18 protein-coding genes and 3 rRNA genes are annotated in these 25838 nt (G+C 56.5%); 6 read left to right on the forward strand and 15 right to left on the reverse strand.

The window, feature by feature from the left end; translation table 11 throughout:
• Positions 1-5: 5 nt before the first annotated feature.
• The 3 genes from AC2T9U_RS09950 to AC2T9U_RS09960 all read right to left on the reverse strand — a co-directional run bounded on the left by AC2T9U_RS09950 (position 6) and on the right by AC2T9U_RS09960 (position 2935).
• Complete coding sequence (locus tag AC2T9U_RS09950; RefSeq protein ID WP_493695991.1) at positions 6-695, reverse strand: response regulator transcription factor; 690 nt, start codon at positions 693-695, stop codon at positions 6-8.
• A 116-nt stretch (positions 696-811) separates the two neighbouring features.
• A complete protein-coding gene (locus AC2T9U_RS09955) occupies positions 812-2029 on the reverse strand; it encodes an adenylate/guanylate cyclase domain-containing protein (RefSeq protein ID WP_115029127.1) in 1218 nt (405 codons plus the stop codon).
• A gap of 3 nt (positions 2030-2032) precedes the next feature.
• Positions 2033-2935 (reverse strand): biotin--[acetyl-CoA-carboxylase] ligase, encoded by a 903-nt coding sequence (locus AC2T9U_RS09960; protein ID WP_493695992.1) that lies wholly within the window; start codon positions 2933-2935, stop codon positions 2033-2035.
• Between the two features lie 86 nt (positions 2936-3021).
• Between AC2T9U_RS09960 and AC2T9U_RS09965 the strand changes: the two genes are divergently transcribed.
• Genes AC2T9U_RS09965 through AC2T9U_RS09975 form a run of 3 tightly spaced genes read left to right on the forward strand, consistent with a single transcriptional unit; the run spans position 3022 to position 5670 of the window.
• Complete coding sequence (locus AC2T9U_RS09965; protein ID WP_493695993.1) at positions 3022-4638, forward strand: acyl-CoA carboxylase subunit beta; 1617 nt, start codon at positions 3022-3024, stop codon at positions 4636-4638.
• 57 nt (positions 4639-4695) lie between these two features.
• The gene (locus tag AC2T9U_RS09970; RefSeq protein WP_493696952.1) at positions 4696-4920 is read left to right on the forward strand and encodes an acyl-CoA carboxylase subunit epsilon; all 225 of its coding nucleotides are present in this window, start codon (positions 4696-4698) and stop codon (positions 4918-4920) included.
• A gap of 45 nt (positions 4921-4965) precedes the next feature.
• A complete protein-coding gene (locus AC2T9U_RS09975; RefSeq protein ID WP_493695994.1) occupies positions 4966-5670 on the forward strand; it encodes a Maf family protein in 705 nt (234 codons plus the stop codon).
• Positions 5671-5836: 166 nt separating this feature from the next.
• Here the strand turns inward: AC2T9U_RS09975 and rrf are convergent.
• From rrf to AC2T9U_RS09990, 3 genes are all read right to left on the reverse strand, one after another.
• Positions 5837-5953, reverse strand: a 5S ribosomal RNA gene (gene rrf / locus AC2T9U_RS09980).
• 97 nt (positions 5954-6050) lie between these two features.
• Positions 6051-9121: ribosomal RNA gene (locus AC2T9U_RS09985) — 23S ribosomal RNA — on the reverse strand.
• A 333-nt stretch (positions 9122-9454) separates the two neighbouring features.
• Positions 9455-10975 (reverse strand): 16S ribosomal RNA (locus tag AC2T9U_RS09990).
• Together the 16S, 23S and 5S rRNA genes form the textbook arrangement of a ribosomal RNA operon.
• A gap of 624 nt (positions 10976-11599) precedes the next feature.
• Between AC2T9U_RS09990 and AC2T9U_RS09995 the strand changes: the two genes are divergently transcribed.
• Positions 11600-13390, forward strand: a complete 1791-nt coding sequence (locus AC2T9U_RS09995; RefSeq protein WP_493695995.1) for an acetyl/propionyl/methylcrotonyl-CoA carboxylase subunit alpha — start codon at positions 11600-11602, stop codon at positions 13388-13390.
• 49 nt (positions 13391-13439) lie between these two features.
• Here AC2T9U_RS09995 and AC2T9U_RS10000 read toward each other — a convergent pair whose 3' ends face one another.
• The 4 genes from AC2T9U_RS10000 to AC2T9U_RS10015 all read right to left on the reverse strand — a co-directional run bounded on the left by AC2T9U_RS10000 (position 13440) and on the right by AC2T9U_RS10015 (position 17743).
• Positions 13440-13760, reverse strand: coding sequence for an antitoxin (locus AC2T9U_RS10000; RefSeq protein WP_115029116.1), 321 nt, complete (start codon positions 13758-13760; stop codon positions 13440-13442).
• A 100-nt stretch (positions 13761-13860) separates the two neighbouring features.
• The gene (locus AC2T9U_RS10005; protein WP_115029114.1) at positions 13861-15282 is read right to left on the reverse strand and encodes an NAD(P)H-quinone dehydrogenase; all 1422 of its coding nucleotides are present in this window, start codon (positions 15280-15282) and stop codon (positions 13861-13863) included.
• A 77-nt stretch (positions 15283-15359) separates the two neighbouring features.
• Positions 15360-16610 (reverse strand): amidohydrolase, encoded by a 1251-nt coding sequence (locus AC2T9U_RS10010; protein ID WP_493695996.1) that lies wholly within the window; start codon positions 16608-16610, stop codon positions 15360-15362.
• Positions 16611-16639: 29 nt separating this feature from the next.
• Positions 16640-17743 (reverse strand): mannose-1-phosphate guanylyltransferase, encoded by a 1104-nt coding sequence (locus tag AC2T9U_RS10015; RefSeq protein ID WP_115032332.1) that lies wholly within the window; start codon positions 17741-17743, stop codon positions 16640-16642.
• Between the two features lie 380 nt (positions 17744-18123).
• On the opposite strand from AC2T9U_RS10015, the gene AC2T9U_RS10020 reads away from it, so the two are divergent.
• Positions 18124-19530 carry a D-alanyl-D-alanine carboxypeptidase family protein gene (locus AC2T9U_RS10020; protein WP_493695997.1) on the forward strand — a complete coding sequence of 469 codons (1407 nt, stop codon included), beginning with the start codon at positions 18124-18126 and terminating at the stop codon, positions 19528-19530.
• Positions 19531-19534: 4 nt separating this feature from the next.
• Here AC2T9U_RS10020 and AC2T9U_RS10025 read toward each other — a convergent pair whose 3' ends face one another.
• The 5 genes from AC2T9U_RS10025 to AC2T9U_RS10045 all read right to left on the reverse strand — a co-directional run bounded on the left by AC2T9U_RS10025 (position 19535) and on the right by AC2T9U_RS10045 (position 25000).
• Positions 19535-20455, reverse strand: a complete 921-nt coding sequence (locus AC2T9U_RS10025) for a hypothetical protein (protein WP_493695998.1) — start codon at positions 20453-20455, stop codon at positions 19535-19537.
• Positions 20456-20488: 33 nt separating this feature from the next.
• On the reverse strand, positions 20489-21355 hold the full coding sequence (locus tag AC2T9U_RS10030; protein ID WP_493695999.1) for a hypothetical protein: 867 nt from the start codon (positions 21353-21355) through the stop codon (positions 20489-20491).
• Positions 21356-21518: 163 nt separating this feature from the next.
• Positions 21519-22403 carry an exodeoxyribonuclease III gene (locus AC2T9U_RS10035; RefSeq protein ID WP_493696000.1) on the reverse strand — a complete coding sequence of 295 codons (885 nt, stop codon included), beginning with the start codon at positions 22401-22403 and terminating at the stop codon, positions 21519-21521.
• A 48-nt stretch (positions 22404-22451) separates the two neighbouring features.
• Entirely contained in the window at positions 22452-22637 is a 186-nt protein-coding gene (locus AC2T9U_RS10040) for a DUF6767 domain-containing protein (protein WP_493696001.1), read from the reverse strand.
• Between the two features lie 143 nt (positions 22638-22780).
• A complete protein-coding gene (locus tag AC2T9U_RS10045; protein ID WP_493696002.1) occupies positions 22781-25000 on the reverse strand; it encodes an NADP-dependent isocitrate dehydrogenase in 2220 nt (739 codons plus the stop codon).
• Between the two features lie 140 nt (positions 25001-25140).
• Between AC2T9U_RS10045 and AC2T9U_RS10050 the strand changes: the two genes are divergently transcribed.
• A complete protein-coding gene (locus tag AC2T9U_RS10050; RefSeq protein WP_208314919.1) occupies positions 25141-25779 on the forward strand; it encodes a hypothetical protein in 639 nt (212 codons plus the stop codon).
• Positions 25780-25838: the final 59 nt, after the last annotated feature.

The raw sequence follows: 25838 nt of genomic DNA on the forward strand, positions 1-25838 counted from the left end.
GGGGGTTAGGCGGCGTTTGCGGGTCGTTCGAAGCGGAACCCGACTCCTCGGACGGTGGTGATGTAGCGGGGGCGGGTGACGTCGTCACCGAGTTTTTTGCGGAGTACGGATACGTGCATGTCGAGGGTTTTAGTGGAGCCGAACCATTGGGTGTCCCAGACTTCGCGCATGAGTTGTTCGCGGGAGACGACTTTGCCTTGTTCGCGGACGAGTACGCGTAGGAGGTCGAATTCTTTGACGGTGAGTTGGAGTTCTTTGTTGCCGAGGAAGGCGCGTCGGGCTTGGGCGTCGATGCTGACGCCGTCGTCGTCGCCGTCGGTGGTGGTGGTTTTAGTGGTGGTGCGGCGTAGGACGGCGCGAACGCGGGCGAGGAATTCGGCGAGGCGGAAGGGTTTGGTGACGTAGTCGTCTGCGCCGGCGTCGAGTCCGACGACTGCGTCGACTTCTTCTGCTCGTGCGGTGAGCATGAGGATGGGGGCGGTGCGTCCTTCGGCGCGTAGGCGCCAGCAAACTTCGAGTCCATCCATGCTGGGTAGGCCGATGTCGAGGATTACCAGGTCTGGGTCGGTTCGGCCTTCTTCGTAGGCTTCTTGTCCGTCGGCGCAGATGGTGACTTCGTATCCTTCTCTGCGGAGGGCTCGCGCCAAGGGCTCGCTGATGGCCGAGTCGTCTTCAGCGAGTAGAACACTGGTCATGCGGTCATGCTAGACGTGCTGTTGGGCTCTTCTGGATCATCCGACTGAGACGGTCGTGTTTGTGCTGTTCAGGGGACGTCCTGTGGGTGGGGTTGCGCGTGTCGCGGGTGGGGTGGTTATTCGGTGACGGTGCGGGCGTCTGTGGGGCCGCGCCGTTTGGGGGTGGTACTGCGGCGCAGGGCCCACATTTGAGTGAGTCCGAGTCCGCGCAGGGGGGTGGGTTCGAGTTGCATGAGTTCGAATCCAGAGACGGTGGTGAGTCGGGTTTGGGTTGCTGTGTCGATAACGACGGTCCCGGGTTCGGCAGCGGCGGTGAGGCGACTGGCTCGGTTGACGGTGGTGCCGAAGACGTCGCCGAACTGGGAGACGACGGCGCCGGTGGATATGCCGACGCGGAGTTGGGGCATGCCTGGCATGTCGTGGAGGGCGTCGATGAGGTCGAGGCCGATGGCACCGGCTGCGGCGGGCCGGTCGCAGGCGAAGAGGATTTCGTCGCCGATGGTTTTGACGATTTTTCCGCCGTGGATGGTGACGATATCGGAGGCGAGTGTTTCGAATTCTCCTACGAGGGTAGAGATTTCGCGTTCATTCATGTTTGCAACAGTGGAGGTGAATCCGACGAGGTCGGCGAAGCCGATGGTGCGGGCGTTGGCGGGTAGTCCGTCTTTGGTGGTGGCTTCGTCGTCGTCGACGAGTTGGGCGAGGGCTGCGGCGAGGTGGCGTCGCCAGGCGTAGATGAGGATGGGTTCGATGCTGCTTGAGGCTTCGAGGATGCGGTTGATTACTGTTTCGCGTTCTTGGGGTGTGAGTTGTTCTGTCCAGCGTGCTTGTTCGTCGTGGTGGCGCCGGGAGGCGACGAGTTCCATCATGAGGCTGGTTTGCCAGGTGGCGAGGCGGTCGGTACTGCGCGCAATGGCTCGGGCGATGTCTAGTACGAGGTCGTCGTTCATGCCGGTGAGGCGGCGTAGTTCGGCGATGTCGGGGATTGCGTTGAGGTCGGCTTGGGTGAATGGCATACTGCGGGCCCCGAGTTCGGGGAATCCGAGTGCGTGCCAGACGCGGCGGGCTGTGATGAAGGGAAGGCGGGCGGTGCGGGCTACTTCGCGGCGGCGTAGGGGGGATTCGGTTCCCAGGAGTTGTCCGATGATATCGGCGCGGCGGGTGGCTGCATCGCTAGTGCGTAGTGGGGTGGGTTTGTTGTAGCGGTCTTCGATGCGTCGCAGGGTTTCGTGGAGTACGACGTACGGGCGTGGGGGCGTGACCTCGGTGGTGGTGGCCGAGGGTGTTTTCGGGTCGGTGGGGATGTTTTTTTCCTCCCGATCGCCGTATTGCATGGGTTAATTCTGACGGTTTGTGGGTCGAATGTGAACTAAGTCACCCGCTCGGACGGTGGTGGGGCCGTGGGATGTGGCGATGAGAAGTTCACCGTGTGGGGTGATGGCGGTAGCTGTTCCGGTGAGGGTGGTGTTGTTGGGTAGGTGGGCGGTGATGGGGGTGTTGATGGTGGCGCAGGCTGCGGTGTAGTCGTTGTGGAGTGGATTGATGTGGGGGTTGGTGATCCATTGGTGATGTCTGTGGGCTACGTGGTTGGCGATGTTGATGGCGACTTCTTCTCGGGTGGGGGTTGTTCCGCCGATAGTGGTGAGGGCGTGGTGGAGGGAGGTGGCTGGGGGTGCGGTGTCAGTGGTGGTGGGCAGGAGGGTTGTCGGTACGGCGACGTTGATGCCGATTCCGGCGATGACAGTGTTGGTGTTGGGGGCGAGTTGGCAGAGGATTCCACCGACTTTGGCATCGTTTTCGCTGGTGGTGCGAATGAGGATGTCGTTGGGCCATTTGAGCATGGCGTGGATGGTGGGGTGAGGTGGGTTTGGGGTGGTTTGGGGGGTGTGGTTGGTGATGAGTTCGGTGAGGGCGTCGCGTGTGGCCAGACCGATGAGGAGGGGGAGCCAGCCGGGGTCATGATGTGCGGGGCTGTGCGGGGTTGTGCGGGGTAGGGGCAGTGTCATGCTCATGGCGATGCTGGTTCCTGGTGGTGTGATCCAGGTTCGTGAGCGTCGACCGCGACCTGCGTTTTGGTGGGCGGCGATGATGAGTCGGTAGGGGGTGGGGTCGGCGAGGGCGTCGTCGTTGGTTGATCCGGTGGTTTCGTGGATGTCGACGCGGTTCCAGGGGCCTGCGGGGGCGAGGGTGCCGGTGGTGATGTGTTGTGCGTTGAGGTGGGGGTGGTCGCCGGTGTTCACGGTGTCAGGTTAGGGGGCATGTCTGGGGGTGGGGGGGTTGTGTTGGCGAATCTTTTACTGGTGGGTAGGGGGTTAGGCTGCGTCGCATGAGCGATGCGGCCATGAATGATGCGCAGAGTGAGCAGTCTGATGTGAGGACGACGGCGGGAAAGCTCGCTGATTTTGAGCGTCGGGTTGTGGAGACGGTGCATGCAGGGTCTGAGCGTGCGGTGGAGAAGCAGCATGCGAAGGGGAAGCAGACTGCGCGTGAGCGTATTGAGCAGTTGTTGGATGAGGGTTCTTTTGTTGAGTTAGATGGTTTTGCGCGTCATCGTTCTCGTGATTTTGGCCAGGAGAAGAATCGCCCTTATGGGGATGGGGTGGTGACGGGTTATGGGACGGTTGATCATCGACCGGTGTGTGTTTTTGCTCAGGATTTCACTGTTTTTGGTGGTTCTTTGGGTGAGGTTTTTGGAGAGAAGATCGTCAAGGTGATGGATTTGGCGATGAAGATTGGCTGTCCGGTGGTGGGTATTAATGATTCGGGTGGAGCTCGGATTCAGGAGGGTGTGGCTGCACTGGGCATGTACGGGGAGATTTTCCGCCGTAATGTGCATGCCAGTGGCGTTATTCCGCAGATCAGTTTGGTAATGGGTCCGTGTGCGGGTGGCGCGGTGTATTCACCGGCGTTGACTGATTTTATTGTCATGGTTGATAAAACTAGTCATATGTTTATTACTGGCCCGGATGTCATTAAGACGGTGACGGGCGAGGATGTGGCAATGGAGGAGCTGGGTGGCGCAGCTGCGCAGAATTCACGCTCGGGGGTGGCGCACTATATGGCTCATGATGAAGATGATGCGATTGAGTATGTGCGCGAGTTGTTGAGTTTTTTGCCGCAAAATAATTTAGAAGAGCCTACGGTGTATGAGTTCGAGACTGATCCAGAGGCCACTGAGGCTGATGCGTTTTTGGATTCGATTATTCCGGATTCTCCGAACATGCCTTATGACATGCGTGAGGTGATTTCTGGGATTGTTGATGATGGTGAGTTTGTTGAGGTGCAAGCTTTGTTTGCGCCGAATATCTTGGTTGGTTTTGGTCGTATTGAGGGCCGCAGCGTCGGCGTTGTGGCGAATCAGCCAATGCAGTTTGCCGGGACATTGGATATTAATGCTTCAGAGAAGGCTGCGCGTTTCGTGCGAACGTGTGACTCTTTCCATATTCCAGTGTTAACTCTAGTGGATGTCCCTGGTTTTTTGCCGGGAACCGACCAGGAATGGAATGGGATTATTCGGCGTGGCGCGAAGTTGATTTATGCGTATGCGGAGGCGACGGTTCCGCTGGTTACTGTTATTACTCGTAAGGCTTACGGTGGCGCTTACGATGTGATGGGGTCAAAGCATTTAGGTGCGGATATTAATTTGGCGTGGCCGACTGCGCAGATTGCGGTGATGGGTGCGCAGGGAGCGGTGAACATTCTTTATCGGAAGCAGTTGCAGGCTGCTTTGGATGCTGGTGAGGATGTGGATGCCGCGCGTGCGAAGTTTATTGAGTATTACGAGAAGACTTTGGCGAATCCGTATATTGCTGCGGAGCGTGGGTACGTGGATGCGGTGATTCGTCCGTCGGAGACGCGGGTACAGGTTGTTCGTGCGTTGCGCACCTTGCGTAGTAAGCATGAGAAGTTACCTGCGAAGAAGCACGGCAATATTCCGTTGTGATGCGGCTGAGTGTGCGTGGTCGTGAGTGGTTTTGGCGAGAGGAGGTTTGAGGTGGCTATGTCTGTCTGTGGTGGTGATGTGGGAGAGCCGTGGTTTCGTGTTGTACGAGGTAACCCTTCGCAGGAGGAGTTGGCTGCACTGTTGGTGGTGATGTTGGCTCTTTCGAGGAATGAGTGCAGTGGTACGGAGGAGCTAGGGCAGCGCAGTAGCGGGTGGGCGAATCGTCGTCGGATGCTGTCGGGGTGGGTTGGCCGTTCTGGCTGGGGTGCTATTTCGAGTTAGAGGCGTGGTCTGCAGTAGGAGTGGTGGCGTAGCAGAATCGGTGGCATGAATCGTTTGGTTTTGGCTTCTGCTTCTCCTGCTCGTTTGTCGACGTTGCGTCGTTGTGGTGTTGATCCGTTGGTGATTGTTTCTGGTGTTGATGAAGATGTTGCTTTAGCTGAGGCGCGGGAAAGGTTTGGGGAGCTGGAGCCTGATCAGGTGGCTTTGGTTTTAGCGCGGGCGAAGGCAGAGGCTGTCGCCCGCGTGGTGGAGGATGCCCAGGTAAACGGTGGCTTCTTGGAAGATATTTCTTCTGGTTCTGTTGTGGAGTGCGACGCGTTTGAGGCGAGTTTTTTGGTGGGGTGTGATTCGGTTTTGGAGTTTGAGGGGCAGGTGTTGGGGAAGCCTGTTGATGCTTCTGACGCGGTAGAGCGGTGGCGTCGCATGGGGGGACGTTCGGGAGTTTTGCATACGGGGCACTGGTTGATTGATGTACGTGGTATTGACGAGGGAGGCACTGGGGCGACATTAGGGGCTACTGCAAGCACGACAGTTTCTTTTGCTGTCCTTTCGGAGGAAGAAATTAAGGATTACGTGGCTACGGGTGAGCCACTACATGTGGCAGGAGCCTTCACTGTCGATGGGATTGGTGGCCCGTATGTGGAGTCAATTGAGGGTGATTTCCATAATGTGGTGGGTATCAGTTTGCCTTTGATGCGGAGTTTGTTGGGTGAAATCCAGGTTCCGTGGATGTCTCTGCGCATGAAGTAACCTCATTCTTTTTTGAGGCTTTAGTGACGCGAACCCTGTGTGTCGAAAGCTTTTAGCTTCCGACACACAGGGTTCATAACTTTATTTTAGAATTTTGCGTTTGTGGTGTTTTTGGGTATGGGGAAAGGGCCTGGAACAATGTTCCAGACCCTTTCCATCACATATATTCCGGCGGTGACCTACTCTCCCACACCGTCCCCAGTGCAGTACCATCGGCGCTGAAGGGCTTAGCTACCGGGTTCGGAATGTAACCGGGCGTTTCCCCAACGCTATAACCACCGAAAAACCAACAGAACCAATCAGAAAAACATCCTTCATGATCCCGTAGGGCTGATGCCCCAAGAACCGCACAGTCGACGCGAACAAAACTCTTAAAAGTGTGTATCAAGCCATCGGCCAATTAGTACCAGTCAGCTCCACACATCACTGCGCTTCCACACCTGGCCTATCAACCCACTCGTCTAGTGGGAGCCTCACACCTCGCAAGGAGGCATCGAGATCTCATCTTGAAGCACGCTTCCCGCTTAGATGCTTTCAGCGGTTATCGCTCCCGAACGTAGCCAATCAGCCATGCCCTTGGCAGGACAACTGACACACCAGAGGTTCGTCCATCCCGGTCCTCTCGTACTAGGGACAGCCCTTCTCAAATCTCACACGCGCGCAGAGGATAGGGACCGAACTGTCTCACGACGTTCTAAACCCAGCTCGCGTACCGCTTTAATGGGCGAACAGCCCAACCCTTGGGACCAACTCCAGCCCCAGGATGCGACGAGCCGACATCGAGGTGCCAAACCATGCCGTCGATATGGACTCTTGGGCAAGATCAGCCTGTTATCCCCGGGGTACCTTTTATCCGTTGAGCGACCGCGTATCCACTAACCACGGCCGGATCACTAGTCCCGACTTTCGTCCCTGCTCGACACGTCCGTCTCACAGTCAAGCTCCCTTGTGCACTTACACTCAACACCTGATTACCAACCAGGCTGAGGGAACCTTTGGGCGCCTCCGTTACCTTTTAGGAGGCAACCGCCCCAGTTAAACTACCCACCAGGCACTGTCCCTGAACCAGATCATGGTTCGAAGTTAGACATCCAATACGACCAGAGTGGTATTTCAACAACGACTCCACACACACTAGCGTGCATGCTTCACAGTCTCCCACCTATCCTACACAAGCCGCACCGAACACCAATACCAAGCTATAGTAAAGGTCCCGGGGTCTTTCCGTCCTTCTGCGCGAAACGAGCATCTTTACTCGTATTGCAATTTCGCCGAGCTCATGGTCGAGACAGTAGAGAAGTCGTTACGCCATTCGTGCAGGTCGGAACTTACCCGACAAGGAATTTCGCTACCTTAGGATGGTTATAGTTACCACCGCCGTTTACTGGCGCTTAAGTTCTCAGCTTCACCCCGAAGGGCTAACCGGTCCCCTTAACGTTCCAGCACCGGGCAGGCGTCAGTCCGTATACATCCACTTACATGTTCGCACGGACCTGTGTTTTTAGTAAACAGTCGCTTCTCCCTGGTCTCTGCGGCCATCACCCCTAGACAGAAAAGTCTTCAGGGCTCCGGCCCCCCTTCTCCCAAAGTTACGGGGGCATTTTGCCGAATTCCTTAACCATGATTCACTCGATCGCCTCGGTATACTCTACCAAACCACCTGAGTCGGTTTAGGGTACGGGCGGCTCACACCTCGCTAGAAGTTTTTCTAGGCAGCATAGGATCACCCTACTTCCCCCAAAAGGGGTCATCATCACACCTCAGGACACACCGGGCGGATTTACCTACCCGGCACCTCACATGCTTGAACGTGGACAACCATCGCCACGCGGAGGCTACCTTCCTGCGTCACTCCATCGCTTACCTACTACCAAATCGGATCACGCACTCAACCCGCAAACAACCCCGAAGGGCCATAAGCAAGCATCACACGCTTAGCATCAAAGGCCTCAGTATTGGCGGTGTTTCGCCGGTACGGGAATATCAACCCGTTATCCATCGACTACGCCTGTCGGCCTCGCCTTAGGCCCCGACTTACCCAGGGCAGATTAGCTTGACCCTGGAACCCTTGGTTATTCGGCGGACGGGTTTCTCACCCGTCATTCGCTACTCATGCCTGCATTCTCACTCGTGTAGCATCCACCACTGGATCACTCCGCAGCTTCACACGCTACACGACGCTCCCCTACCCAACTTTCGTTGCCACAGCTTCGGTGGTGTACTTGAGCCCCGCTACATTGTCGGCGCGGAATCACTTGACCAGTGAGCTATTACGCACTCTTTCAAGGATGGCTGCTTCTAAGCCAACCTCCTGGTTGTCACTGCAACTCCACATCCTTTTCCACTTAGCACACGCTTAGGGACCTTAGCTGATGATCTGGGCTGTTTCCCTCTCGACTACGAAGCTTATCCCCCGCAGTCTCACTGCCACGCTTCACTTACCGGCATTCGGAGTTTGGCTAACGTCAGTAACCTGGTAAGGCCCATCAGCTATCCAGTAGCTCTACCTCCGGCAAGAAACACGTGACGCTGCACCTAAATGCATTTCGGGGAGAACCAGCTATCACGGAGTTTGATTGGCCTTTCACCCCTACCCACAGCTCATCCCCTCAGTTTTCAACCTAAGTGGGTTCGGTCCTCCACGACGTCTTACCGTCGCTTCAACCTGGCCATGGGTAGATCACTCCGCTTCGGGTCTAGACCCCGCGACTCAAACGCCCTATTCAGACTCGCTTTCGCTACGGCTACCCCACACGGGTTAACCTCGCCACGAAGCACTAACTCGCAGGCTCATTCTTCAAAAGGCACGCTGTCACCCCACAAAGAGGCTCCAACGGATTGTAGGCACACGGTTTCAGGTACTATTTCACTCCCCTCCCGGGGTACTTTTCACCTTTCCCTCACGGTACTAGTCCGCTATCGGTCACCAGGTAATATTTAGGCTTATCGGGTGGTCCCGACAGATTCACACAGGATTTCACGGGCCCCGTGCTACTCGGGAAACGCACACGGAGTACACGCCATTTCGTCTACGGGGGTCGCACCCTCTACGCCACGCCATTCAAGACGTTTCGACTATGACACGTATTTATCACTCCGCCGCACCATGTCAGTGGTGCACGCACGATCCCACAACCCCGATCACACAACGCCTGACAGCTATCACATGCAATCGGTTTAGCCTCATCCGCTTTCGCTCGCCACTACTCACGGAATCACTATTGTTTTCTCTTCCTGCAGGTACTGAGATGTTTCACTTCCCCGCGTTCCCTCCACACACCCTATGTGTTCAGGTGTAGGTGACTGGACATGACTCCAGCCGGGTTTCCCCATTCGGAAATCCTCGGATCACAGCCTGTTTATCGACTACCCGAGGCTTATCGCAGATTACTACGTCCTTCATCGGTTCCTGGTACCAAGGCATCCACCGTGCGCCCTTAAAAACTTGACACACAAAGAATCAGATGCTCGCGTCCACTGTGCAGTTCTCAAAACACCAGCCCACACCCGAATCCAAGTAGAAAACCTACCCGTTTTCGAGAGAGGCACATTCGTAGAGTTACCAGCTATACGGCCGATACCTCAAAACCCAACAACGCGCCAAACGTGACCTAACCGAAACTGTCTTTGTTTCCACGCTCATACGTCTCAATAAAGAAACAGAAGCAGTACTCCAAAACCAAAAACAGGTAAGCCACATAATCGATGTTCCACCCATGAGCAACACCCCAGTTCGTACACTCGACGAACATAAAGGGTGCCTCTATTAAGAGGGGCTCCTTAGAAAGGAGGTGATCCAGCCGCACCTTCCGGTACGGCTACCTTGTTACGACTTAGTCCCAATCGCCAGTCCCACCTTCGACGGCTCCCCCCACAAGGGTTAGGCCACCGGCTTCGGGTGTTACCAACTTTCGTGACTTGACGGGCGGTGTGTACAAGGCCCGGGAACGTATTCACCGCAGCGTTGCTGATCTGCGATTACTAGCGACTCCGACTTCATGGGGTCGAGTTGCAGACCCCAATCCGAACTGAGACCGGCTTTAAGTGATTCGCTCCACCTCACGGTATCGCAGCACTCTGTACCGGCCATTGTAGCATGCGTGAAGCCCAAGACATAAGGGGCATGATGATTTGACGTCATCCCCACCTTCCTCCGAGTTGACCCCGGCAGTCTCACATGAGTCCCCACCATTACGTGCTGGCAACATGCAACGAGGGTTGCGCTCGTTGCGGGACTTAACCCAACATCTCACGACACGAGCTGACGACAACCATGCACCACCTGTACACCGACCAAAAAGGGGAGTACATCTCTGCACTTTTCCGGTGTATGTCAAGCCTTGGTAAGGTTCTTCGCGTTGCATCGAATTAATCCGCATGCTCCGCCGCTTGTGCGGGCCCCCGTCAATTCCTTTGAGTTTTAGCCTTGCGGCCGTACTCCCCAGGCGGGGCGCTTAATGCGTTAGCTACGGCGCAGAATCCGTGGAATGGACCCCACACCCAGCGCCCAACGTTTACGGCATGGACTACCAGGGTATCTAATCCTGTTCGCTACCCATGCTTTCGCTTCTCAGCGTCAGTAATGGCCCAGAGACCTGCCTTCGCCATCGGTGTTCCTCCTGATATCTGCGCATTTCACCGCTACACCAGGAATTCCAGTCTCCCCTACCACACTCTAGCCTGCCCGTACCCACTGCACGTCCAGGGTTAAGCCCTGGATTTTCACAGCAGACGCGACAAACCGCCTACAAGCTCTTTACGCCCAATAATTCCGGACAACGCTCGCACCCTACGTATTACCGCGGCTGCTGGCACGTAGTTAGCCGGTGCTTCTTCTGCAGGTACCGTCACTTTCGCTTCTCCCCTGCTGAAAGAGGTTTACAACCCGAAGGCCTTCATCCCTCACGCGGCGTCGCTGCATCAGGCTTTCGCCCATTGTGCAATATTCCCCACTGCTGCCTCCCGTAGGAGTCTGGGCCGTGTCTCAGTCCCAGTGTGGCCGTTCACCCTCTCAGGCCGGCTACCCGTCGTCGCCTTGGTGAGCCGTTACCTCACCAACAAGCTGATAGGCCGCGAGCACATCCCCCACCGAAAAAACTTTCCACCAAACCTCATGCGAGGAAAGGTCATATTCAGTATTAGACCCCGTTTCCGGGGCTTATCCCAAAGTGAGGGGCAGATTACTCACGTGTTACTCACCCGTTCGCCACTAATCCACCCAGCAAGCTGGGCTTCATCGTTCGACTTGCATGTGTTAAGCACGCCGCCAGCGTTCGTCCTGAGCCAGGATCAAACTCTCCAAAAAGAAATCACACCCACGTACACGTAACTAGAAAACTAGTTACCACGAACGCAGGAAAATCCTGGCCGAAACAACACTGACAATTAATGTCACTACATTCCTTATAGCGACTATTGTCCGAATTGACTTCAACCAACAAACAATTGGCATCGATTATTCATGGCACGCTGTTGAGTTCTCAAGCATCGGACGCGCAATCGAAGTTTTTCTTTTAAACTTCGAGAGGCAACTCCTCTAAGTTACTTTATTCTCTTTCGTTTTGTCAACTTCACTCTTTCGAGTTTGAAAGTTTTAAAAAGCTTTTGGCTATTAACCTTAAGCCGTTTAAATCTTCCGTGAAGTTTTAAACTCCGGAGAACCTCGACCTAATTTATTAGGCCTGCCGTTCAGGAGTCAAATCACCTTTTCGCCAGCTTTTACAACCAGCGAACGGATCTTTAGCCCCCGAAGCAGCTCGCCAAGCTTAGACAGAGCCAGCACGAGAAACCAAATCAACCTGCCACCCACATCGCGACATCCATGCCTCTCCCCAAAAAGTGCGCCACGCACTATCTCTTGTTCACCCCTCCACCTACCCCCAACGCGAACATTCAAATCAACCTCCAAGCACGGCAGTAGAGTCCCGACATGGCCCCCATCTCCAAAGTTCTCATCGCAAACCGAGGCGAAATCGCAGTCCGAATCGCCCAAGCATGCAAAGACACAGGTATCCACTCCATCGCCGTCTACGCAGAAGCAGACCGCGACGCCCTCCACGTCAAAATCGCCAACGAAGCCCACGCACTCGGTAGCAACACCGCCGCAGACAGCTACCTAAACCACAAAAAACTGCTCGACATCGCCGCGAAAACCAACGCAGACGCCATCCACCCTGGATACGGATTCCTCTCCGAAAACGCCGAATTCGCCCAAGCAGTCACCGACGCAGGCCTCATTTGGATCGGACCACCCCCCGCAGCAATCGACTCACTCGGCGACAAAGTCAAAGCCCGCCACATCGCCACCCGCGCTAACGCCCCACTCGTCCCCGGCACCACAAACCCCGTTGCCGACGCCAACGAAATCATTAACTTCGCCAAACAACACGGCCTGCCCGTCGCAATCAAAGCCGCATACGGAGGCGGCGGCCGCGGACTCAAAGTCGCCCGCAACATCGACGAAATCCCAGAACTCTTCGAATCAGCAGTACGCGAGGCCACCACAGCCTTTGGACGCGGCGAATGCTTCGTCGAGCGATACCTAGACAAACCTCGCCACGTCGAAACCCAATGCCTCGCTGACACTCACGGCAACATCGTTGTCGTCTCCACTCGCGACTGCTCACTCCAACGACGCCACCAAAAACTCATCGAAGAAGCCCCAGCACCCTTTCTCACCGAAGAACAAAACACAGAACTCATCCGAGCCAGCAAAGCCATCCTCCACGAAGCTGGCTACATCGGTGCAGGCACATGCGAATACCTCATCGGCCAAGACGGAACCATCTCCTTCCTCGAAGTCAACACCCGACTCCAAGTCGAACACCCCGTCACCGAAGAAATCACCGGCATCGACCTCGTACGCGAAATGTTCCGCATCGCCGAAGGCAAAAAACTCACCTACACCCAAGAAGACATCTCCACACGCACCCGCGGACACAGCATCGAATTCCGAATCAACGGCGAAGACCCCGGACGAGGATTCCTCCCCGCACCTGGAACCCTCACCACCTTTACCCCACCCACAGGCCCCGGAATCCGCCTCGACACAGGCGTCGAACAAGGCGACACCATCGGCGGACAATTCGACTCAATGCTCGCCAAACTCATCGTCACCGGCGCCACCCGACAAGAAGCACTCCAACGCTCACAACGCGCCCTGACCGAATTCACCATCGACGGAATGGCCACCGCACTCACCTTCCACCGCGCCATCGTCAACCACCCCGCCTACGCCCCCGAAGACCCCAACCACCCCTTCTCCATCCACACCCGCTGGATCGAAACCGAATTCGACAACACCATCCACCCCTACACCGGAGCCAGCGCCCCCGGAGACACCCCACCACCAGAACGTCACAGCATCATCGTCGAAATCGAAGGAAAACGCATCGAAGTAACCCTCCCCGACAACCTCACCCCCACCAACACCACCAACACGCCAAAAAAGAAAACAACCAACCGCCGCACCAACAACCGCAACAACACCACCAACACCTCCGGCGACGCCCTCACCGCCCCCATGCAAGGCACCGTCGTCAAAGTCGCAGTCTCCAACGGAGACACCGTTGCCGAAGGCGACCTCATCTTCGTTCTCGAAGCAATGAAAATGGAACAACCCCTCACCGCACACAAATCCGGAACCATCACAGGCCTAACCATCAACGTCGGCGACACCGTCACCAGCGGCACCATCCTCACCGAAATCAAAACCCCCTAACCCACCCATACAAAAGGCCCGCCTCCCACGAGGCGGGCCCCAACCACAATCACACCGGCTTAGGCGGCTCAACTCCCTCAGGCGCATCAATCGGATCCACCGACACAGCCTCAGGCTTGTGCTCCCCCTGCAACTCCTCCTTCAACGCCTCCTTCGCATCACCAGCAACACCCAACGCCGACTCCAAACCATCCTTGCCCTTAGCCACCACCTCCGCATACTTTCCCCCCGTCTTCTCATTCACAAACTCCTCGGCCTTCTCCAACCCAGAAGTCACCTTCTCCGAGTTATCAGCAGCAACCTCACGAGCCTTACCCAACCCCTGCTCAGCCAAGTCCTTCGCCTTATTCACAAAACTTCCCAAATCCATCAGAACTCCTTCTCACACCGCCAACACACGGCACCACCACCTCGCGATCTGACGGAAACCACGAAACACGCACGGCAGCAACCGAAACAGTGAAAACAGACTAAGCGCTTGGCAAACTATCCACAGCGTGCAACCTCCGCGCAGCCTCCGCCAACGACCCCGACAACGACGGATAAACCGTGATAGTCCGCGCCACATCATCGGCCGTCAACCGATGCTCCACAGCCAACGCAATAGGAAAAATCAACTCCGACGCCCGTGGAGCCACCACCACACCCCCCACCAACTGCCCCGTCCGCCGCTGAGCAAACAACTTCACAAACGCATTCTCAATATGCTCCATCTTCGCCCGAGGATTCGTATCCAACGGCATCACCACCGTCCGATACTCCGACTCATCCGCAACCTCCGCTGCAGACATACCCACCGTCGCAATCTCCGGATCCGTAAAAATATTCGCACTAATCCCTGTCGTCGTTAACGGCCGCACCTCATCACCAATCGCATGCGCCACCGCAATACGACCCTGCATCGCAGCCACTGAAGCCAACGGCAATACACCCGTACAGTCACCCGCCGCATATACCCCCGAAACCGACGTACGCGACACCCGATCCACCACAATCTGGCCACGCTCATTCACCTCCACCCCAGCCTCCTCCAACCCAATCCCCTCCGTATTCGGCAACGAACCCACCGCCATCAACGCATGAGATCCCACCACCTCACGACCATCCTGCAAACGCACCACCACACCATCACCCACACGCTCCACTGACTCCGCACGCGAACGAGCCAACACCTCCATACCTCGACCCCGAAAAACCTCCTCAATCGCACGCGCCGCATCCTCATCCTCATTCGGCAACACATGCTCACGCGAAGACACCAACGTCACCCGCGACCCCAAATGCAAATACGCCTGAGCCAACTCCGCACCAGTCACCCCAGAACCAATCACCACCAAATGATCTGGCAGCCCCTCCAACGACCAAATGTCCTGCCACGTCAAAATCCGCTCACCATCAGGCATAGCCGACCCCAACCGCCGCGGACGCGCCCCCGTCGCCAACAAAACTGTGTCCGCCTCCAACACACGAGAACCACCCCCCTGCACATCCACCACCACACGCCGGGCACCATCCAACCGCCCCCTACCCCTAACAACCTCAATCCCCTTAGCCACCAACCCCGCCTCAATATCACCACTCTGTGCCGCGGCCAACGACCGCACCCGATCATTCACCTCACGCAAATCAAACCGATCACCCTCAGCAGCCCCATCAAGAACCGCCCGATAATGCACCCCCAAATGCTGAGCGCTGGCCACCAAACGCCCCAAATACCCCGCAGAGGCAATTAATGCCTTGCTCGGCACACAATCCATCAACACCGCAGCACCACCCACACCCTGCGAATTAACCAACGTCACCTCAGCCCCACCCGAGGCCGCCACCAACGCCGCCTCATATCCCCCCGGGCCACCACCAACTACAACAAACCTGTGAGATCGATTAGACACACCGCAAGTGTTCCACGCCACACCACCGAAAACCGGTCAGTCGCCACAATCAAACACACCCCTGCAAAACCACTCACTCACACGTCCACAAACCCCCTCCCCGCAACCTTCGCCGCAGCAAACGGCAACGCCGCATATAACTGAGCCCCAAACACAGCCGACGCCGGATCCACCACCAAATCCCCCCGATGCAAGTCATACGTACACCCACCCGGAGTCCGCGTACCCAACCGCAACAATGCCCCCTCCGCACCCTGCAACAACCACGCAAAATCCTCACCACCCATCGACTGCACCGCATCCACCGCAGCATCCACACCAAACGCCGAAAACACCGCCAACCGTGCACCCTCCACCCCATGAAGCGTATTCACCACCGGCGGGACACCCTGCACGTACTCCACCTCCACCTCCACCCCAAAAGGCGCCACTACCTGAGAGACCAAACGCCTCACCAACGGCTCCAACGTCTGCCACACCCCCGCATCAGCAACACGCAACGTCCCCCGAGCCACCCCCCGATCCGGAATCACATTCCCCGCATCACCAGCATGAACAGAACCCCACACCAACACCACCGACGCGCGCGCATCCACCACCCGCGTCAACAACGCCGGCAACTCCGTCACCACCTTCGCCAACGCAAAAGTCACATCCTGCGTCAAATGCGGACGCGACGTATGCCCCCCAGCACCAGAAACCCTCACCTCAACCCGATCAGCCGCAGCAGTAATCGGCCCCACCCTCAAACCCACACGCCCCAAATCCGTCGCCGGATCACAATGCAACGCATAAAAAACATCCACACCATCGGCCGCACCCGACCCCTGCACCATCCGCGCACCCGAAGGATGTGACTCCTCAGCAGGCTGAAAAAAACACCTCACCCCCACACCCGCATCACGCAACACATCCGCCACCCCAGAAAGCCCCACCACTGCACCTAACAACGACGCCGTATGCACGTCATGACCACAACAATGCGACACATCCGCCACCCTCGAAGCCCACGGCAACCCCGTCCGCTCAGCCAAAGGCAACGCATCCATATCCGCCCTCAGCCCCACACGGAAATCAGGTACCTGCGCCCCCACATCCACAAACAACCCCGTCGAACCCACAAAACGCTGCGCTGACACCCCCGCAGGCAACCGTTCCTCAACTGCACGAGTCGTCCCCACCTCACACCATGACAACTCCGGCGACCGATGCAACCACCGCTGAAACCGAACAATCTCATTCGCCCGCGCCCGAATAGACCGCAACACCTCACCCAACGGACCAGACGGCACGGGCAAACCAGAGACATCGATCATCGACGGTTCCACCAACAAGAGTCTAACGAGAACATCCCAACTCACGTCAGCTCAGCACGGCCATCCGCCTTCAACATGTCGACAATCCCCTTTACCCGCTGCGCAGCCGCCCGTGACGTCACCAACAACGCATCCGGCGTGTCCACAACGACGACATCATCCAACCCCAACACCGCCACAGTACGACCCGATGTCGAAGCCACCAACCCCGAAGCATCATCAACAAGAACATCCGAAGACCCCAACATACGCACCGCATCCTCACCCCCAGTACGCCCCAACAACTCATGCAACGACGCAAAATCACCCACGTCATCCCACGGAAAATCCCCAAGAACCACAGCCACATCACCACGATCCGCAGCCGGCTCAGCCACCGCATGATCAATCGCAATCTTCTCCAAAGACTCCCACCGCTTCGCCAACGACGAAGGATCAGCAGCAATCCCCCGCAAATCAGCAGCCAACCCTGGATGAAAGTCCGCCAACATATCCAACAAAACAGACGCCTTCACAACAAACATGCCCGCATTCCAGCGATACTCGCCCGTCGCCAAATACCGCGCAGCCGTCGCAGCATCCGGCTTCTCCACAAAAGCCGCAACAGCACGCGCATGCGGCGCCCCCCGCACCTCCAAAACAGACCCCGTCCGGATATACCCAAAACCTGTCGACGGAAAAGTCGGCTCAATCCCCAACGTCACCAATTTGCCCGTACGAGCAACCTCCACCGCCTCACGAACCCGCGCCCGAAAACGCCCCTCATCCCCAATCACATGATCCGCAGCAAAAGACCCAATCACAGCCTCAGGTTCCACCGCCTCAATCATCGCCGCAGCCAACCCAATCGCAGCCATCGAATCCCGCGGTGAAGGCTCAGCCACAACTCCACCCTCACCCAACTGCGGCAACTGAGCACGCACCGCCTCCTCATGCCGCACACCCGTAACAACAACCACATTCGTCCCAGTCAACGGCTCCAACCGAGCCACCGTCGACTGCAACAACGACGACCCATCCCCCAACAAATCCAAAAGAAACTTCGGCTCACCCGAACGCGACAACGGCCACAACCGCGTTCCAGACCCACCAGCAGGAACAACACCCCAAAAACCCTCAATAACCTGTGCCTGTTCGGTAAACATCACGCCCCCACAATCCCAGAAAAAGAAACCAACACCGCCAAAGACAACCCGCAAACGCAGGAAACCCACACAACGGCAACAACACGAACAGGCAAAACACCCGCTCACCACGCGACGCCCCCGCCATCCCAACTCCGCCGCCAGCCCATGACCTATAAACCCGCATCACAGACCCACCACCACGCTATCAGCGCACAACCACCCCACCCGAAACAGGACCAACACAAGATCACCAGCCCAACAACCCCCTCAATCCCACCCACGAACACACAACAAGGGCCCAGCAAGCAGACAGTCTCCGTACACTAGGGTCCGCATGCCCGGCGAGACCACCCCGACAAACAACGGCTGTCACGCCAAACCCACAAGGAGCAATCCCGATGGCCGACCCCACCGACGCGCCGCGACGACGACGCCTCGCGCAGCGACACGCACGCCACATCGCCGCGCTCACCACCGCAACCACCCTCGGCATCGCCCCCAGCCTCACCGCCAGCATCACCGCTAACGCCATCCAACCCTCTATCGCCTGCTCCCCCCAAGCCCCCAGCACACAACCAGACAAAGACACCCCCACCCCAAACACCCCAACCGACCCCACAGCCACCCCCACAACACCAACAGCCACCACCACAACACCACCCGCACCAGGCACACCCACCACCCCTGTCAACGACCCCAAAACCAACGTCATCGGCGGCAACGCACTCGCCAACAAAGGCACCATCCTCAACCTCCCAACCGGCACTCCCCCGCCCCCGCCCCTACACGCCTGCGCATGGGTCATCGCCGACCTCAACACCGGCGACATCATCGCCGCACACGACCCACACTCCCGGTTCCTGCCCGCCAGCACCCTCAAAACCCTCACCGCCCTCACCGTCATCGACAAACTTGACCCCAACCAAGAAATCGAAGGCAGCGGCGAAGACATGGCCGTCGACGGAACCAAAGTCGGCATCGAAAAAAACGCCACCTACCCCATCTCCGCCCTACTCCAAGCCCTCATGCTCTCCTCTGCCAACGACGCAGCAAACGCACTCGCCCGCGCCAACGGCGGCATGGACATCACCACCGAACAAATGAACAAACTCGCCGCCCACCTCGGCGCAAAAGACACCCACGCAATGAACACCAGCGGCCTCGATGCCAAAGGACAAGTAACCAGCGCCTACGACCTCGCCCTCATCGGACGAGCAGCAGTCTCACACCCCAAACTCGCCCCCCTATTAACCCTCAAAGGCGCCCACTTTCCCGCCGGAGCCCCCAAACCCGGCCAACAACGCAAATCCATCGAAATCGGCAGCCACAACCGACTCCTCTGGAACTACCAAGGCACCATCGGCGTCAAAAACGGATACACCGTAGCCGCACGCCACACCTACATCGGTGCCGCCCGCCGCGGCGATAAGGCCTACGTAATCAGCTACCTCAGCTCCTTTGACGGCCACTGGCGCAGCTCAGCAGCAATGCTCGACTGGGCCTTCAACCACGGATCAAAAGCTCGCCCCATCGGACGACTCGTCAACCCCGGCGAACTCGACGCGCCACCCCCCAACAAAGAAAAACCCTCCCCACCCAAAGGAAAACCCACCACTCCCAAAGGTGGAAGCAACAAACCCGACAATGCCAAAGACACTCCCATCACCAGTGCTCAAGACGCCAGCCCCGTAGCAGCAACCAGCTTCCACGGACACACCAGCCTTCCCACCAACCTCGCGCTCGCCTTAAGCGGTCTCGCAACCCTCGCAGCAACAGGCGCACTCATACTCCACCGACGCCACTAAACCCTCACCACCACCACGAAACTCCCACAGGTCCAGCATCCACCTCCGACAACATCATCACCTGACGTTCGCCCTTCACTGACACCCGCGACACTCGCGAACGCCCCTGCCAGCTCGCCGCAACCGACATCGCCAACGGCTCATCCCCCGGGCAAAAAATCCCCATCACCACCAACAACTCCGCCGACGACGACAAAAAAGAAAACATCCCCTCATCCGCCCCAGCCGACAATCGATCCACCCGAACATCAACAACCGCACACTCCCCCACCCCCACAGGCGCATCCAACCGAATAGACGCCACCGACAACGCATGACCGTCCGAAGAAGAAACCACACCATCCACCACACCACCCCTCTCCACCACAAACACCAAATCACCAGCACCACCCGCAGCACGAACAGCTATCGGAAAGCGCACCACCCCACCGGAAGCACCTCCCACAACCAGCCGTACACGCAACGACCCCACCGACCGATCCCGCCGCAGCATCACCTCCACATGCTCACTCACCATCGCAGGCACATCATCAAACGACGTACCTAAACCTCTCGCCAAACCCTCCCGAACCCGCTCTGACTCCACAGAACGCCCCGCACCCCACAACATCGGATTCACAATCGGCACATCACGAGACTGTTCCTCACACACAGCCAGCACAGGGACCGGTCGGCCTCTAGCACGCGCCAACGCATCAACCAACACCCCCTCATCAACCCCCAACACATCCTCCAAATCCCCCAACGCAGCAATCGAGCTCGACCGCTCCGGACGCGAACGACCAGACTGCCAATAACTCAACGTCGCCGCGCTAACGTCATGGCCCCGCACAGCTAAGTGATAACGAACCCTCTCCAACGACAAACCCCGAGCAGAAACCGCCCCCCGCAACACCTCAGCAAAAACATCCCCCGACTCACACACGAAAACCACCACTCCACATAGACAACAAACCCATCACCACACCCAACGCAACCCATACTTTCCCGGCTTCGCCGCACAAAACACCACAGATAAACCAGCACCAGCAACACACACCGGCTTGACCAGCTCTTCCTCTCCATTTACACACCACGACTCCACCGACAACGGCCCCTGCCCCTCCTCAAAATCCACACACCACACCAACTCCCCCACATCCACCCCAAGCGCACGCGACACCCCGTACTCAGCATCCACCGCCCCCACTACCTCACCTCGAAACTCCACCACAGCCGCCTCACCCAACCGCAATGGACGCTCTAAAAACACTTCACTGACCTGGCCAGAGGCAGTCAACATTCGTCTTCCAAAACGACAATTCGACATCGCTCGCAACAACACTTGAGCACCATCAGGCGGACGAAGCGTCACCACCGACAAACGATCAACTCCATCCGCTTCAGCAGACAAAGTAATCCGCACACGAAAACTAGATATCGCCCCAAACGCATTAAGGCGAAAAGATTCATGAAGAGACAACAACCTAATTGGGTCATCCCGCACATCCCCCCGCCAAACAAAATCCAAGGAAGAGCCCGCCCCCTCCTGGCCATCACAGACGCACGATAAATCCTCACCACCTACTGATCGGCCAGGTACACCCGAAATTATCGACACCAACCCCCCCGGCGGAGCCCCCACAATCCGCTCGATTTCCCCAACAACCACCAAAGATCGACCTTTCAAAGGCACCGAACGCCCCGTCTGCCACTGACTTAATGTGCCCACCGAGACAGCCAGCCCCCGCTCCATTAGCTCCGCACGCAGCCCCGTCAACGTGAATCCAGCCTCTGCCACAGCAGAGCGCAACGCCCGCGCAAAAGTTACTTCACCTTCATTCACACCATCATCCTAAATAGAAAATAGGTCTCTCAATAAACGGGCAACTATAAAACCGGAAAGAAAACAACAAACACATACGGCGCCAAAAGAGGCCAGTGCAGAACTATCCCAAACACGGAAACCGCACCAAAATGAACCCTCCCAGGGAGAAATCACATAAAACTCAGCAAAAATCCGAAATTACCGGAGCGTGATCACTCCAGCGCTCCTCATAAGTTTCAGCTCGTCCCACCCATACAGACTTAACAACCTCCGCTAATTCAGGTGTCGCCAGGTGATAGTCAATACGCCAACCAGCATCATTATTGAAAGCCTTACCGCGCCAACTCCACCATGTATACGGCCCAGGACCATCACCGCCATACCGGCGCCCCAAATCCACCATTCCCCAGTCCACCATCCATCGGTCGAAAAAAGCCCGTTCTTCAGGCAAAAAGCCAGCTTTTTTCAGATTCCCCCGCCAGTTTTTTAGATCCACCTCACGATGAGCAACATTCAAGTCCCCAGTTACCAGAAGATGCTCCCCTGAAGCTAAAGCAGCTTGGAACCGCTGCGACATAGCCTCCATCAGGGCATATTTCTCAGCCATCACCTCCGGCCTATCCACATCACCGCTATGCACATACGCCGAAACAACTGTCACCTTCTCAATACCGCTGCCCCACTGACCTAAAACAGGCACTTCCAACCAACGACCTGCCGAAGCGAACGCCCGCCCCGAATCATCAAGACGCATCCGCTCTGAAAAATCCCCCGCATGCTGCAGAGCGATCGATCCCTCCATCGGCAAACCCGTGACCGCATCTCCCACACCACAACCAGGGCGAACCAGGACCGCAACACCCGCTCTCCCTGCTACCTCCCCCTCATGCAACGCCACTGACCACCCCTGCAGCGCGCTCTGCTCCAAAGCAGAATCTAGTTGCGCACGCGAGGCACGTACCTCTTGCAGCGTCATAACATCCGGCGCCGACTCATCTACCCAAGGCAGCATGCCTCGACGCACAGCTGCACGAATACCGTTCACGTTGGCGCTCACTACTCGCATGAATCCATCATGCCCGCAGCATCACCCACGCCAACGCCAAGAAGGACCTCAGGCGGCCTCTTCTAGCCTTGTAAGTTTTTCCTGCAACAAGTCACGCAACTCCGGATCATTAAGAACCAAGTAAGCCAACTGACAATCCTTTGGCCCCGATGCCCCCGGCTGACACAAACGGCACGGCTCTCCAACTCGCACCACACACTGATCTTCACCACGCGGACCCTTACTCATCTGCATAAATCCACGGTAGATAGTTAAAGTTCGCTACACAGCCACACATTTGCGCGATGAAAACGACTACACAAAATAAGTGCGGTGGCTGCCTGCAAAACCCCAGGAACCACCGCACCCTTATGCTACAAATCACACGATCTCAGCGCTTACAAAGCGTCAATAATCGTATTCAACGTGCCACTAGGCCTCATAGCCACTTCCACCTTCGCCACATCTGGGCGGAAGTAACCACCCAAATCCACTGCAACCCCTTGGGCAGCGATGAGCTCACGATCAATTTCCCCTGCCTTGCCAGACAACTCATCAGCAACAGCTGCAAACTTTGCAGACAACTCAGCATCCACTGACTGCCCAGCCAACTCCTGAGCCCAGAACAAAGCAAAGTAGAAATGACTACCTCTGTTATCAATTTCACCCACAACACGCGCGGGAGATTTGTTTTCTTCTAAGAAACGAGAAATAGCACGATCCAAAGCATCAGCTAAAACCTGTGCTTTCAGGTTACCTGACCTACTCGCCACATGCTCCAATGAAGCCCCCAGAGCAGAAAACTCACCCAAGCTATCCCACCTCAAATAGCCCTCATTCACGAACTGCTGCACATGTTTTGGAGCAGACCCCCCAGCACCAGTCTCGAAAAGTCCACCCCCAGCCAGCAGAGGAACCACCGATAGCATTTTCGCACTCGTGCCCAACTCAAGAATTGGGAAAAGGTCAGTTAAGTAATCACGAAGCACATTTCCTGTTACCGAAATAGTGTTTTCGCCACGACGGATGCGCTCCAAAGTGAAATTCATAGCCTCAACCGGCGCCAGAATCTCAATAGACAGACCAGATGTGTCGTGTTCTCCCAAGTACTCGCGAACCTTCGCAATGAGATTCGCATCATGAGCACGAGCGGAATCCAACCAAAATACTGCTGGAGTACCCGACAACCGTGCCCGCTCCACAGCAAGACGCACCCAATCACGCACTGACACATCTTGTGTACGCGCCATACGCCAAATATCACCGGCCTCAACATCATGAGACATCAAAACCGACCCGTCTTCAGCGATCACCTCCACCTTGCCCGACTCTGACATCACAAACGTCGTCGGATGTGACCCGTACTCCTCAGCCTTTTTAGCCATCAACCCCACGTTAGGAACATCACCCATCGTCGCTGGATCCAATGCCCCATTAATGCGGCAATCCTCCATAATTGCCGCATACATTGTCGAATAACTGCGATCAGGGATCATAGCCAATGTTGCCTGGCGTTCACCCTTCGCATTCCACATCTGACCACCATCACGCACCACAGCCGGCATCGATGCATCCACAATTACGTCATTTGGGGCATGAAGATTGGTGATCCCTCTATCTGAATCAACCATCGCTAGCGCCGGGCGTTCGGCAAACGCCTCGGAAATCGCTTCCTCAATAGCTTTCCTGGTCTCATCGGGAAGCGCCTGAATAGCAGACAATAAATCACCTAGACCCAGGTTCGGATTTACGCCTGCCTCACGCAGCTCATCGCCAAATTCTGCAAATACGTCAACAAAAAAGACCTTTACCGCATGCCCAAACAGCACCGGATCTGAAACCTTCATCATTGTTGCTTTCAAATGCAGACTCAACAGGAGATCATCACGCTTCGCCTCCTCAATCTGCTCTGCGTAAAATTTTTGCAATGCAGAAACACTCATGAAAGTGCCATCAAGGACTTCTCCAGGAGACGCTTGCAAACCATCAACTAAAGAACGAGTTTCACCAGCATCATTTGTGAAACGAATTTCAAAACCACACCCCTCAGCCACGACTATAGACTTCTCGTTGCCGTAAAAATCGCCATCACTCATATGTGCTACACGCGCTTTAGTACCTGCATCCCACTCCCGAAGGCGATGCGGATGCCGCTGCGCAAACGCTTTCACAGACGCAGGAGCCCGCCTATCCGAGTTCCCCTCGCGCAAAACAGGATTAACAGCAGAACCTAAAACTTTTGCATAACGAGACGAAATATCCCACTCTTCATCTGTCGAAGGATCCACAGGAAAATCAGGAACAGCGAAACCTTGATCCTGCAACTCTTTAATCGCAGCCTTCAACTGTGGAACCGACGCAGAAATATTCGGCAACTTAATAATGTTGGCAGAATCATCTTGAGTCCATTCACCCAGAACAGCTAGATAATCTGGCACGCGCTGCTCATCCGTCAATCTCTCCGGAAACTGAGCCAGAATTCTTCCCGACAAAGAAATATCGCTTGTTTCCACCTCAACATCAGCATCCTTCACAAAAGCACGAACGATCGGCAGAAGTGAAAAAGTCGCCAAGGCCGGAGCTTCATCGGTCAACGTCCAAACAATCTTGCTACTCACAGGCTCTCCTTTGAGACACGACAAAACACAATCAGTGCCGACCCTACTTCCCCAAACCCCTCACCAAGCTAAGAAACGACAGAGCATCTACCGCACCCCGCACGCCACCACGAGCGCCCCAATGCGACACCATAGAAACCATGGCCGGATCCGCACACCCCCACATCATCTTCACCACCACCGACACAACCCTCACCAAAGACAAACTCGAAACCATCCTCGGCGACCTGTTCACCGGACACGAACCACCACCAGTAACCACCACCAGCGTCCTCAACGTCACACTCTCGCTCGGCAGCTACACCTTCACCTTCTGGTACGACGACGAAGCCGAAGGACTCGGCGACCGCTACGCCGAATACGCCCCCACCCTCGAACAACGACGTATCTCACGCTGCACCACCATGATCGACTTCTCCGGCGACCATGACCCCGCTAACGAACACAACGAAGCCGCACGCACAATCATCGAACACCTCGCATCCTTGCCCGATACCTACGTCTTCTCCGAAGAAAAAAAGACATTCATTGCGATGGACTACACCGACCCATTCGCCACCCCCACCGAAGAACCCCCCACCCCCGAACTAACCACCGAAGAATCGCTACCGCCCGAAACCAACGACAAAAAAGACACAACACCAGAAGACGAACACCCCAGCACAACAGAAACAACCGCAGAAAACAGCCCTCTGCCCCCTCAACACCCAACGCCCCAACCCGAAGCAAAACCCGACAAAAAACCCGGATTCTTCAAAAAACTCTTCGGCAGAAGCTGACCCACCACACCAAGCGTCGGCCCGCCCACGCACGGGCCGACCTCCACCATCTGTAACCC

The organism is Dermatophilus sp. B7861-1, from assembly GCF_058996045.1.

Bases quoted from the DNA above. Each gene is read 5' to 3' on its own strand.
- AC2T9U_RS09950 (WP_493695991.1), bottom strand. From the start codon at position 695: ATGACCAGTGTTCTACTCGCTGAAGACGACTCGGCCATCAGCGAGCCC.
- AC2T9U_RS09955 (WP_115029127.1), bottom strand. From the start codon at position 2,029: ATGCAATACGGCGATCGGGAGGAAAAAAACATCCCCACCGACCCGAAA.
- AC2T9U_RS09965 (WP_493695993.1), top strand. From the start codon at position 3,022: ATGAGCGATGCGGCCATGAATGATGCGCAGAGTGAGCAGTCTGATGTG.
- AC2T9U_RS09970 (WP_493696952.1), top strand. From the start codon at position 4,696: ATGTCTGTCTGTGGTGGTGATGTGGGAGAGCCGTGGTTTCGTGTTGTA.
- AC2T9U_RS09975 (WP_493695994.1), top strand. From the start codon at position 4,966: ATGAATCGTTTGGTTTTGGCTTCTGCTTCTCCTGCTCGTTTGTCGACG.
- AC2T9U_RS09995 (WP_493695995.1), top strand. From the start codon at position 11,600: ATGGCCCCCATCTCCAAAGTTCTCATCGCAAACCGAGGCGAAATCGCA.
- AC2T9U_RS10000 (WP_115029116.1), bottom strand. From the start codon at position 13,760: ATGGATTTGGGAAGTTTTGTGAATAAGGCGAAGGACTTGGCTGAGCAG.
- AC2T9U_RS10015 (WP_115032332.1), bottom strand. From the start codon at position 17,743: ATGTTTACCGAACAGGCACAGGTTATTGAGGGTTTTTGGGGTGTTGTT.
- AC2T9U_RS10020 (WP_493695997.1), top strand. From the start codon at position 18,124: ATGGCCGACCCCACCGACGCGCCGCGACGACGACGCCTCGCGCAGCGA.
- AC2T9U_RS10035 (WP_493696000.1), bottom strand. From the start codon at position 22,403: ATGCGAGTAGTGAGCGCCAACGTGAACGGTATTCGTGCAGCTGTGCGT.
- AC2T9U_RS10040 (WP_493696001.1), bottom strand. From the start codon at position 22,637: ATGCAGATGAGTAAGGGTCCGCGTGGTGAAGATCAGTGTGTGGTGCGA.
- AC2T9U_RS10050 (WP_208314919.1), top strand. From the start codon at position 25,141: ATGGCCGGATCCGCACACCCCCACATCATCTTCACCACCACCGACACA.